The 10,349-nt window shown below is 74.0% G+C and carries 11 protein-coding genes; 3 read left to right on the top strand and 8 right to left on the bottom strand.

The window, feature by feature from the left end; all coding sequences use genetic code 11:
* Positions 1 to 988 (bottom strand): protein kinase (locus tag EYA84_RS18575; protein WP_131054325.1); only part of this gene is annotated, 988 nt, incomplete at its 3' end.
* A 189-nt stretch (positions 989 to 1,177) separates the two neighbouring features.
* Between EYA84_RS18575 and EYA84_RS18570 the strand changes: the two genes are divergently transcribed.
* Entirely contained in the window at positions 1,178 to 1,552 is a 375-nt protein-coding gene (locus EYA84_RS18570; RefSeq protein WP_131054324.1) for an Rv2175c family DNA-binding protein, read from the top strand.
* A gap of 137 nt (positions 1,553 to 1,689) precedes the next feature.
* Here the strand turns inward: EYA84_RS18570 and EYA84_RS18565 are convergent, their stop codons facing one another.
* Positions 1,690 to 2,772 (bottom strand): polyprenyl synthetase family protein, encoded by a 1,083-nt coding sequence (locus tag EYA84_RS18565; RefSeq protein ID WP_131054323.1) that lies wholly within the window; start codon positions 2,770 to 2,772, stop codon positions 1,690 to 1,692.
* A gap of 160 nt (positions 2,773 to 2,932) precedes the next feature.
* Between EYA84_RS18565 and metF the strand changes: the two genes are divergently transcribed.
* Both metF and EYA84_RS18555 read left to right on the top strand, forming a co-directional pair.
* Complete coding sequence (gene metF, locus EYA84_RS18560) at positions 2,933 to 3,850, top strand: methylenetetrahydrofolate reductase [NAD(P)H] (RefSeq protein WP_131054322.1); 918 nt, start codon at positions 2,933 to 2,935, stop codon at positions 3,848 to 3,850.
* 43 nt (positions 3,851 to 3,893) lie between these two features.
* Entirely contained in the window at positions 3,894 to 4,583 is a 690-nt protein-coding gene (locus EYA84_RS18555) for a CDP-alcohol phosphatidyltransferase family protein (protein WP_131054321.1), read from the top strand.
* A gap of 118 nt (positions 4,584 to 4,701) precedes the next feature.
* On the opposite strand, the gene EYA84_RS18550 is transcribed toward EYA84_RS18555, so the two are convergent.
* Genes EYA84_RS18550 through EYA84_RS18525 form a run of 6 tightly spaced genes read right to left on the bottom strand, consistent with a single transcriptional unit; the run spans position 4,702 to position 10,010 of the window.
* Positions 4,702 to 6,189 (bottom strand): NAD(P)/FAD-dependent oxidoreductase, encoded by a 1,488-nt coding sequence (locus EYA84_RS18550; protein WP_131054320.1) that lies wholly within the window; start codon positions 6,187 to 6,189, stop codon positions 4,702 to 4,704.
* A gap of 32 nt (positions 6,190 to 6,221) precedes the next feature.
* A complete protein-coding gene (locus EYA84_RS18545; protein ID WP_394347585.1) occupies positions 6,222 to 7,343 on the bottom strand; it encodes a glycosyltransferase in 1,122 nt (373 codons plus the stop codon).
* 24 nt (positions 7,344 to 7,367) lie between these two features.
* Entirely contained in the window at positions 7,368 to 8,216 is an 849-nt protein-coding gene (locus tag EYA84_RS18540) for a carotenoid biosynthesis protein (RefSeq protein WP_131054318.1), read from the bottom strand.
* A complete protein-coding gene (locus tag EYA84_RS18535) occupies positions 8,213 to 8,785 on the bottom strand; it encodes a GNAT family N-acetyltransferase (protein ID WP_131054317.1) in 573 nt (190 codons plus the stop codon). Before EYA84_RS18535 ends, EYA84_RS18540 begins: the two co-directional genes overlap by 4 nt.
* On the bottom strand, positions 8,782 to 9,525 hold the full coding sequence (locus tag EYA84_RS18530) for a monooxygenase (RefSeq protein ID WP_131054316.1): 744 nt from the start codon (positions 9,523 to 9,525) through the stop codon (positions 8,782 to 8,784). The genes EYA84_RS18535 and EYA84_RS18530 overlap by 4 nt, the downstream gene beginning before the upstream one ends.
* Positions 9,522 to 10,010: a YbaK/EbsC family protein gene (locus EYA84_RS18525; protein ID WP_131054315.1), complete on the bottom strand. Its 489-nt coding sequence runs from the start codon at positions 10,008 to 10,010 to the stop codon at positions 9,522 to 9,524. Before EYA84_RS18525 ends, EYA84_RS18530 begins: the two co-directional genes overlap by 4 nt.
* Between the last annotated feature and the right edge of the window lie 339 nt (positions 10,011 to 10,349).

Raw genomic sequence — 10,349 nt, 5'->3', positions numbered from 1 at the left:
AGATGTGTATCAGAGCCAGGACCACCATCGTGGGCTGGGAGACCACCGGCCCGTCGGCGAGCGACGGCAGCATGGTGGTGTGGCTGTTCGCGGTGCCGAGCCCGTCCCGGGCCACCTGCACCTCGGCCAGCAGGGCGGCGGCGTCGGAGGGGCGGGCCGCCGGGTCACGCCGGGTGGCCCGGGCCACCAGGTCGTCGAGCACCCTGGGCAGGCCGGGGACCAGCGTCGACGGTGCCGGGACGTCCCGGTCGACGTGCTGCCAGGCGATGTCGATCGGCCGGTCACCTTCGTACGGCACCCGGCCGGTGAGCATCTCGAACAGCACGATGCCCGCCGAGTAGACGTCGGTGCGGGCGTCCGCGCGACCGTCGCTGACCAGTTCCGGCGCGACGTACGCCACGGTGGCCATCAGCTGGTTGCCGTTGTCGTGGTCGGTGCTGGCCTCGACGGCGCGGGCCAGCCCGAAGTCGGTGACCTTGACAACCCCGTCGACGAGGTTGGCCGGACCACCGCTGGGTGCCTCGGCGACCAGCACGTTCTCCGGCTTGATGTCGCGGTGCACCAGCCCGGCCCGGTGGGCGGCGGCGATCGCCGCGAGCATCTGCTCGGTGATGGCCAGCGCCTCGTCCGGGTTGAGTCGGCGGCGCTCGGCCAGCACCTCGCGCAGCGTGCGGCCGCGCACGTACTCCATCACCAGGTAGGGCATGCCGTCGTGGGTGCCCTGGTCGTAGACCGCCACCACGTTGGGGTGGGTGAGCCGGGCGATGGCCTTGGCCTCGTCGGTGAAGCGGTCGACGAAACCGGCCAGTCCGGGGCGTGCCGGCGCGCCGGCGGTGGCGTGAATGGTCTTCAGCGCGACGGTGCGTTCGAGCCGCTCGTCGGTGGCGGTGTACACGGTCGCCATGCCGCCACGAGCCACGCGACCGCGGATGCGGTAGCGCCCGTCGATCAGCGAGCCCAGCAACGTGTCGGCGACCTGTGTGTCCATCGGCAGGGAGTCTATGTGTCCGGGGGAAGAAGATAGAATTTCTGTGTCCAGGTGGAGATAGAACTGGATGCTACCGCCGCAACCGCCCCCGTGGGGCCACCCTGCGTACTCCGGCTGTCGCCGCCCCTGCTCAGTGCACTGACGGGAGGTCGTTGACCCGGGGGGAGGGTGGCATGGCAGGGTGGTCCGGTGACCGACTCCGTACCCGCCGAGGGCACCGCGCCCGAGGCCGGCCCCGCCGACTGGCTGACCCTGCCGGACGTCGCCGAACGGCTCGACCTGACGATCAGCAAGGTGCACCAGCTGATCCGGGATCGTGAGCTGATCGCGGTACGCCGCGACGGCGTCCGGCGGATCCCCGCCGACCTGGTGGCCAACCGCACCGTGCTCAAGCATCTGCCCGGCGTGCTCACCCTGCTGGACGACGCCGGCTACGACGACGAGGCCGCGCTGCGCTGGCTCTACGAGCCCGACCCGTCGCTACCCGGCGGCACCCCCGCCACCGCCCTCGGCGGCGACCAGGCCCGCGAGATCAAGCGCCGCGCGCAGGCTCTCGGCTTCTGACCCGCAGTCGACCCCTCACCCGGTCCGGGTCGGGCCGGCGCGCGACCGAGCCGTCCGGCGTCCGACCCGCGTGCGCCCGGACCCTCCGCGTCGACCCCCGCGACCGGACCGCCGACCCGGTCGCGGGGACGCGCCGTTCAGTCGGCCCGGCGGGTGGCGGCGATGGCCAGGTCCACCAGGGCCTGCCGGGCCTCGGTGTCCAGGTCCACGGCGACCAGCGCGGCGAGCGCCGCGTCGGTGAGCGTGACGATGCGCTGCTCGGTGCGGGCGAGCGCCCCGGTCGAGGAGATCAGCTCACGCAGCCGGGCCACGCCCTCGGTGTCCAGCTCGGCGTCGCCGAGCCCGGCCAGCAGCAGCGCGCGCCCGGCCTCGTCGGCCGCCTCCATCGTCGCCGCGACCAGGTAGGTCCGCTTGCCCTCGCGCAGGTCGTCACCGGCCGGCTTGCCGGTCTGCGCGGGGTCGCCGAAGACGCCGAGTACGTCGTCGCGCAACTGGAACGCCTCGCCCAGCGGCAGCCCGTACGCCGAGTAGGCGATGCGGACGTCGGCGGGCGCGTCGGCCAGCGCCGCGCCGAGCAGCAGAGGCCGCTCCACCGTGTACTTGGCCGACTTGTACCGGGCGACCTTGCCGGCCCGTTCCAGCGACGTGTCGCCGGTGGCCTGGGTGACCACGTCCAGGTACTGCCCGACGGTGACCTCGGTGCGCATCTCGTCGAAGTCCGGGCGGGCGCGGGCCACCGTCCGCGGGTCGAGCCCGGCGGAGTGCAGCAGCTCGTCGGACCAGACCAGGCAGAGGTCACCCAGCAGGATCGCCGCCGCGTCGCCGAACCCGTCGGGATCGCCACCCCAGCCGGCCGACCGGTGCCGGGCGGCGAACCGCCGGTGCACCGCCGGCTCACCCCGTCGGGTGTCCGACCGGTCCATCAGGTCGTCGTGGATCAGGGCGCTGGCCTGGACGAACTCCAGCGCGGCGAGGGCGGTCACCACCGGGTCCGTGTCCACCCCACCGGCGCCCCGGAACCCCCAGTAGGCGAAGGCGGGCCGCAGCCGCTTGCCGCCGCCGAGCACGAACGCCTCGATCGCCTCGGCCACCGGCACCAGCGCGTCGTCGACACCGGTCATCCAGGTGCGGCGGGCGGCGAGGAAGTCGGCCAGTGCCTTGTCGACGCGTTGGCGCAGGCCGGCACGGTCGACGGGGGAGACAGGAGCAGCGTGGGTCACGTTCCCGACGCTAATGGGTCGGGGCCGGACACGGCGACCCACCCACCGTCCGGCGCGCCGTGGCTCACCTGCGTACCGGCCGCCCGGGGTGGGCATCGGTCACGTCCCCACCCCTGGGAAGGTGCTGGGGGTACGGGGGACCGGCCGCTAGAGTCGGTACGTGGCGCTCGGACTTCCCTCGATCCTCCCGAATTCGCAACCGGCGATCGGGGAGTTGGTCCGCGACTGCCAGCCGACCTTCTCCTTCGAGTTCGGGCCGCCCAGGACCGAGCAGGGCGAGCGGCAGCTCTGGCAGGCCATCCGTGAGTTGGAGCCGTTGCGCCCCTCGTTCGTCTCGATCACCTACGGTGCCGGCGGGACGACCCGGGACACCACGGTCGCGGTCACCGAGCGGGTGGCCACCGAGACGACCCTGCTGCCGATGGCGCACCTGACCGCGGTCAACCACTCGGTGGCCGAATTGCGGCACGTGATCGGTCGGCTGGCCAGTGTCGGGGTGCGCAACGTGCTGGCGGTCCGGGGAGACCCGCCCGGAGATCCCAACGGCGAGTGGGTGCCGCACCCGGACGGCGTGGACTACGCCGAGGACCTGGTCCGCCTGGTCCGCCGCTCCGGTGACTTCAGTGTCGGCGTCGCCGCCTTCCCGTACCGTCATCCGCGCTCGGTGGACGTCCAGACCGACACCGAGTACTTCGTCCGCAAGTGCCGGGCCGGTGCCGAGTTCGCGATCACCCAGATGTTCTTCGACGCCGACGAGTACCTTCGCCTGCGCGACCGGGTGGCCGCCGCCGGCTGCGACACGCCGATCCTGGCCGGCGTGATGCCGGTGACCAAGATCGGCACGATCGAACGCTCCGTGCAGCTCTCCGGGGCGCCGTTCCCGCCGGCCCTGGCGGCGCGGTTCGAGCGGGTCGCCGACGACCCGGAAGCGGTCCGTCGGCTCGGCATCGAGCAGACCAGCGAAATGTGCCGGCGACTGCTCGACGAGGGCGTCCCCGGGATCCACTTCATCACCTTCAACCGTTCCACCGCGACCCGGGAGATCTGGCAGAACCTGCGGGTGGGCGCCGCGACGTGACGCGGCGGGCGCGACACCTCAGCGCCGTCGGGTCGGTTGAACCGTGGTGGGCAGACAGCTGAACTGGAACGAGTACGCCGTCGCGTGGGCCCGGCTGCACGGCGGGTTCGACCCCCGGGCGGCCACCCCCGTGGTACGCGGCTGGCTCCGTTTCGCCTACCAGGTCGGTTTCCTGCTGGGCCGGCTCCGGGTCGGCCCGACCGCGGTCACCGTCTTCGGCGTACTGCTCTGCCTCTGCGTGCCACTGTTCGCCGGGCGACCGGGCGACGGACCGTTCCTGGCCGCGCTGTTCGTGCTGCTCGCCTCGGTGGCGGACAGCGTCGACGGCGCGGTGGCGGTGGCCACCGGCCGCACCACCCGGCTCGGCTACGTCTACGACTCGCTGGCCGATCGGATCGGCGAGGCCGCCTGGCTGGTGGCGTTCTGGCTGGTCGGCGCGCCGGGTGGGCTGGTCGCCGCGGCGGGCGCGCTGTCCTGGCTGCACGAGTACGTCCGGGCCCGGGCGGTCGCCGCCGGGATGCGCGACATCGGCGCGGTGACGGTGGGGGAGCGTCCCACCCGGGTCTGCGTGGCCGTCGCCGGGCTGCTGCTGGCCGGCCTGACCGGGCTGATCGACCTGGACCTGGCGGCCGGCACGATCACCATGGCGACGGCGGTGTGGGTGCTGCTGGCTGCCTTCGGCCTGGGGCAGTTGCTCTCCGCCGTCCGCCGGGCCCTGATCGACGCCGACTGAGTCGTCGGCCCGCCGGTGTGCGCGTCGGCCCGCCGGGTGCGTCGGCCTGCGGGTGTTAACAAGGGGCCCTTTCTCTACCGCAGGCGTTAAGAAGGTGCCCTTCCTTACATCCCGCCCCCTACCAGGCGGGGCCGATCTCGTCGGCGACGATCTGCGCGGACAGGGCCACCATCGGCAGGCCGCCCCCCGGGTGGCTGGAGCCGCCGACCAGCCACAGGCCGTGCGCCGCCCCCCGGTTGGCCGGGCGGAGCAGACCGCCGGCCGTGCCGTAGATGGTCCCGCCCGGCGCGCCGGTGGAGTCGGCCAGGTCGGCCGGGGTGCGGATCTCGCGGAACACCAGCCGGTCCCGGACATCCATGCCCCGTTCGGCCAGCACGTCCAGGATCCGGTCGGCGTACGCCGCCGCCAGCCCCGGTCGCCGCCAGTCCACCGCCCCGGGCGCGGTGCCGTGACGGGCGGCGTTGACCAGCACGAACCATGCCTCGTGTCCGGTCGGGCGGACCGCCGGATCGTCGGCCGCCGTGACGAAGACCGTCGGGTCGGTGGCCGGACGGGCGCGTACTCCCCGCCCCGGGGCACCGAAGATCGCGTCGAACTCGGCGTCGTAGTCGCGCGGGAAGAAAACGGTGTGGTGGGCCAGCCCGGAGTTGCCGCGTACGCCGAGCAGCAGCACGAAACCGGCCAGGCTGCGGTCGGTGAGCCCGGCCAGCCGACGCGGGTCGGGCAGCAGGTCCCGGTAGACGGTGAGCGCGTCGACGTTGGCCACCACCACGTCGGCCGGCACCGGGGCGGCCTGCCCGGCGACGCGTACGCCGTGTGCCCGCCCGCCCGCCGCGTCGATCCGGGTGACCGTGGCGCCGGTGCGGATCACCACGCCGAGGTCCAGACAGCGCGACAGCAGCGCGTCGGCGAGGCTGCCCAGCCCGCCGCGCAGATACCAGCCGCCGAAGGCCAGCTCCGCGTAGGGGACCGCGACCAGCGCGGCCGGCGCGCGGCGTGGATCGGCACCGGTGTAGGTGGCGTACCGGTCCAGCAGCATCCGCAGCCGGGGGTCGGACAGGTGGGCGCGACCCAGCCCGCGCAGGCTCTGACCGGGCCGGATGGCGGCCAGGTCACCGAGCCGCCAGGCCAGCCGGGTCAGGTCCCGGGGCGAGTCGACGCGGCGGCGCAGGATGTCGTGCTCGGAGGCCCGCCACACCCGGCCGGCGCGTCGCCACAGCCGCTGCCAGTCGGTCGCCGCCCGATCGCCGAGGACGGCGCCGATGCGGGCGGCGAACTCGGTCGGGTCGGCGCAGGAGTCCAGCACCGGCCCGCCGCCGGGGAAGACGTGCCGCACGATCGGGTCCAACGGGACCAGGTCGAGGTACTCGTCGAGCTTGGCCCCGGTCGCCTCGAACAGCTCGTGGAAGATCCCGGGCAGGGTGAGCAGGCTGGGACCGGTGTCGAAGTGGAACGGCCCGGAGGCGGTGTCGTGCGTGTACCGCCCGAGTTTGCCGCCGACCGTGTCGGCCCGTTCGAGGACGGTCACCTGGTGGCCGGTGACGGCCAGCCGGGCGGCGACCGCCAGTCCACCCACTCCGGCGCCGACGACCACGATCCGCGCCATGCGATGTCCTCCCAGAGTGGGCCTACCAGGGCCTAGCCGACCGGTCGGCCGCGCCAGGACAGGCGCCGCCGCTTGCGCAGATGGTACGACCGTACGGTCAACCAACCGAGGACCGCGACCGACACGGGGTGGCCCAGCGCGTCGGGCCAGGCCCGCCCACCGGTGGCGCGTGCGCTGACCACCCGCCCGACCACCCCCAGCAGGTACGCCGACAGCGCGAGCGCGGCCACCACCGGCGCACCGGCCAGCAGCGCGCCGACGGCGACCAGCGGCGGCGCGGTGTAGAGCAGGAGCAGCAGGGACATGACCACGGCGGCGGCGAGCGGATGCCCGAACGAGGCCCAGAGCGACTTGGTGTAACCGTCGCGCAGTTGCGGCCAGTCGTCGTACATCCGGCAGACGGCCAGCCGGGAACCGTCGGCGAGGGCGATCCGGCCGCCGGACCGTTTCACCGCCCGGGCCAGCTCGATGTCCTCCAGCACCCGGTCGGCCACCGTTGCGTGCCCACCGGCGCGCAGGTAACCGGCGCGGTCCACGACCAGGAACTGACCGCCCGCCGCGGCCAGCGACGGCCGGGGCGAGCGCTCCATCGCGCGCAGCGGCAGGAAGGTCAGCCACAACCACTGCAACAACGGCTGCACCAGCCGGTCCGCCGCCGTGCGCACCACGATCCGCGGGTACGGCGACAGCAGCGCCGCCCCGGCGGCCCGCAGCTCGGTCACCGCCGCCGCCACCGCGTACCGGTCGAGCACCACGTCGGCGTCGACGAAGACCAGCGCGGTGGTCGACGCGTCGGCGCGGTCGGCCAGTTGCCAGCAGGCGTGCGGCTTGCCCAACCAGCCCGGTGGCGGCGCGATCCCGGTGACCAGGGTGACCCGGGGATCGTCGCCGACCACCGCGCGGACCACGTCGGCGGTGCCGTCGGTGGAGCCGTCGTCGAGCACCACGACCCGCAGCCCGGGTACGCCACGCTGGGCGAGCAGGGACCGCAGGCACGGGGTCACCCGGGCGGCCTCGTCGCGCAGCGGCAGCAGCACCGTCACCGCTTCGGTGACCTCGACCGGCCCCGACGCGGGACGGCGCAACCAGCGGCCGGCGTTGACCAGGGTGTGCCCGGTCAGCACGACGAGCACCCCGAACACGGCGAGCGACAAAGCCTCACTCACGCCGGGGCTCGCTCATGCCGAGACGTCGGCGTGGGGTCGGGGCGCGGTGTCGGCGCGTCCCGTGCGGCGCTGCCGCAGCAGGCTGACCGCCAGCGGCACCGCGACGACCGCCATGCCGGCCGCACCCCACAGTGCCGAGGCGGGCAGGTCGAGGAAGACCGCGTGAGCCAGCACGCTGGAGCCGTACGTCCACAGGTAGAGCGCGTACAGCGGAGTGTCGGTGGCGTCGGTGGTGTCCACGGCCGGTCCGGCGAGCGGGCGCAGCGCGCTCATCATGAGCACCGCGAACAGCAGCCAGCCGAGGTAGTTGCTGATCGGGATGCCGGGCAGGCCGGGCAGTGCCGGGGTCGGGTCCCGCCACACCCAGTGCCCCTCGGCCACCATCTGCGGGTCGAGGAAGAGGTCCCAGGTGGCCAGGCCGAGGGTGGCCAGCGCGATCCGGGTCGGCCACCGCCAGCGACCCGCCGCCACCGTGATCCGCGTGGTGAGCCGGGTCGCCACCAGCCACGCCGGCCAGGCCATCCAGGTCCAGGCCAGCGGGATGATCAGCGGTACGCCGGCCAGCTTCGGGCCGAGCTGCCCCGAGTAGTCGTAGCTGCCGAACGGAAATCCGGTGGCGACGCCGAGCGCCTCGATGGCGAACCCGCCCCCGGTCGCCGTGGCGATCAGCGCCGCAGCCGTACGCGGCCCACGCGACAGCAGCGCGTGGCCGACCGAGAGCAGGTAGCCGAGGACGACGGTGGCCACGGTCAGCCGGGCGCGGGTCGTCCCGTCGGTCAGCGGGTAGCCGATCTGGGCCAGCACCAGCAGGGCGAGCATCGCCCAGGCGTAGACCCGGGCCCGGCGGGCGGACGGCGTCATGGCTGTCCGGGACGGGCCGGCGGCGTCGGTGCCGGCAGGGGCAGGTCCCGACCGAGTACGCCGAACGGGCGCTCGTCGCCGGGGAACCGGAAGTCGCGCAGCACGTCGACGAAGCCGAACCGGCGGTACAGCCGCCAGGCGCGCGAGGTGTTCTCGTCGGCCTCCGGGGTGGAGAGCAGCGTGGTGCTGCCCTCGGCCATGGTGAGCAGGGCACGCAGTTGACCGGCGCCCAGGCCGTGCCCCTGCGCCGGGGGCCGGACGTGCAGCTCGACCACCTCGAAGCAGTCGGTCAGCCAGCGCTTCCGGTCGCCCTGCTCCAGTGCCCGCCAGACCTGGTCGTGCCACCACTGGCCGGGCCCGCCGACGTAGCCGTAGCCGAAACCGGCCAGGTGACCCTCGCTGGTCAGGCTGGCCACGGCACGGAAACCGGGTCGGCGTACGTGGGTGGCGATGTAGCCACGACGGGCCTCCAGCAGGTCGGCGCGGTATCCCATCGCCTCGCCGTAGACGGCGACCACGTCGTCCAGCCGCCGGAGGAGATCGTCCGGTGTCCACCGCACCAACCTCACGCCTGTCCACCCTTCGCCGGGTCGTCCGCGTCGCCGACCCACCCCAGTACCGTCCGGTCACCGACCACGTCACGTACCTCGAATCGCGCGAAGAGTTCCTCGGCGTACCACCGCTCGGTCGGGGTGCGGGTGATCGCGGCCCGGTGCTCCGGGTGACGGTACGCGAACGCCACCAGATCCGCCGGATCCCGCCACACGCTCACCGTGCCCTGCCAGCCCAGGGGCGCCTCGCCGACGCCGAAACGGGCCAGCAGGCCGGGCGCGGCGTGCAGGGCGGCGGCCACCGGTGGGACGGCCCGCCAGAAGGTGAGCGCCCGCGCCGGACGCAGCCGGGCCCGGGTCAGTGCCAGCACCGGGCCGTGGACCGGCCCGCCGGCGGGCTCGCCGAACGGTCGCCGACCGGACCACTCACCCCGGCTGGTCAGCGGACGCAGGTCGAGCCGGACGCCGGACCGGGCTATGTCGGCCCAGGCCCGATCCACCCGCGAGCCGGTGAACCGGGCCGCCTCGGCGGGGGAGTCCCACACCGTCAGCGCGGCCCAGCGGGTGAGGTCGGCGTCGCCCGGCCCGAAGCCGGTGCCGGTCCCGGTGCCGAGCAGCTTGCCGAACCGTACGCCGGGCAGCGCGCGCAACCGGCGCGGGTCGAGCGCCATCCGGCCCAGCGCCCGGCCCAGGGCGGCCCGGGGGATCCGCCACACGTGCAGGGTGACCAGTCCGGGAACGGTCTCGGTGGTACTCACGCCACGTCGGTCGGGGTCCCGTAGGTGACCCGCAGCAGCTCGGCGTACGTGGTGGGGAAGACCGCCTGCGGCACGCCACCGGCGGCCCAGACCTCGTCGTACTTCTCCAGCGCGGTGTCGACGAGCGTACGCAGCGGGCGCGGGTGGCCGACCGGGGCGACCCCGCCGATCACCTGTCCGGTGTGCTCCTTGACGAACTGCGGGGTGGCCCGGCGCAGCCGGGTGACCCCGAGCCGGGCGGCCAGGGCGTCGGTGTCCACCCGGTGCGCGCCGGAGGTGAGTACCAGCAGGGGTTCACCGTCGGCGTCGAAGACGAGCGAGTTGGCGATGGCGCCCACGTCGACACCGAGCGCCTCGGCGGCGGCCGCGGCGGTGTGCACCGCGTCGGGCAGCAACCGGACCAGGGCCCGCTTGCCGGAGCCGTTGCGGGTGTACGGACCGTCGAGCGCGTCCTGCACCGCCTCGACGTTCGGGTGTGACTGCATCCCGCCATTCTTCCCGGTACGCCGACGGCCGGCGCACCCGGCCACAGCATGCGGAACCGGTCGCCCTGACCAGGCGGGTGACGTGGCTGGCCCGGCGCGTCACACGTTGCGTTTTCGTCAGAGGGAGGGTGTACTGTCAGCAGTAGTTAGAACGAGTGTTCGATTGCTGGTGTCGCCAGCTAAATCGAACGTTCGTTCCAACCCCTCGGGGGCGGGTGTTTCGCGGCACCGGCTCCCGGACAGGTGCGGTGCCGCGGATCGCACCTGGGCTCCGGGCAGTCGCGAGTCCGGACCCGTCAGGCAGGCCGTCGGCCGCCGCCCACGACCTGTCTCTGATAC

This window comes from Verrucosispora sp. SN26_14.1 (assembly GCF_004307965.1).
Classification (GTDB): Bacteria; Actinomycetota; Actinomycetes; order Mycobacteriales; family Micromonosporaceae; genus Micromonospora.
Note: the sequence above shows the minus strand (reverse complement) of the source record. Positions and strands in the feature narration are given on the sequence as shown.

Coding starts and splice junctions, on each gene's coding strand:
- EYA84_RS18550 (WP_131054320.1), bottom strand. CDS start 6,189: ATGGCGCGGATCGTGGTCGTCGGCGCCGGAGTGGGTGGACTGGCGGTC.
- EYA84_RS18540 (WP_131054318.1), bottom strand. CDS start 8,216: ATGACGCCGTCCGCCCGCCGGGCCCGGGTCTACGCCTGGGCGATGCTC.
- EYA84_RS18525 (WP_131054315.1), bottom strand. CDS start 10,010: ATGCAGTCACACCCGAACGTCGAGGCGGTGCAGGACGCGCTCGACGGT.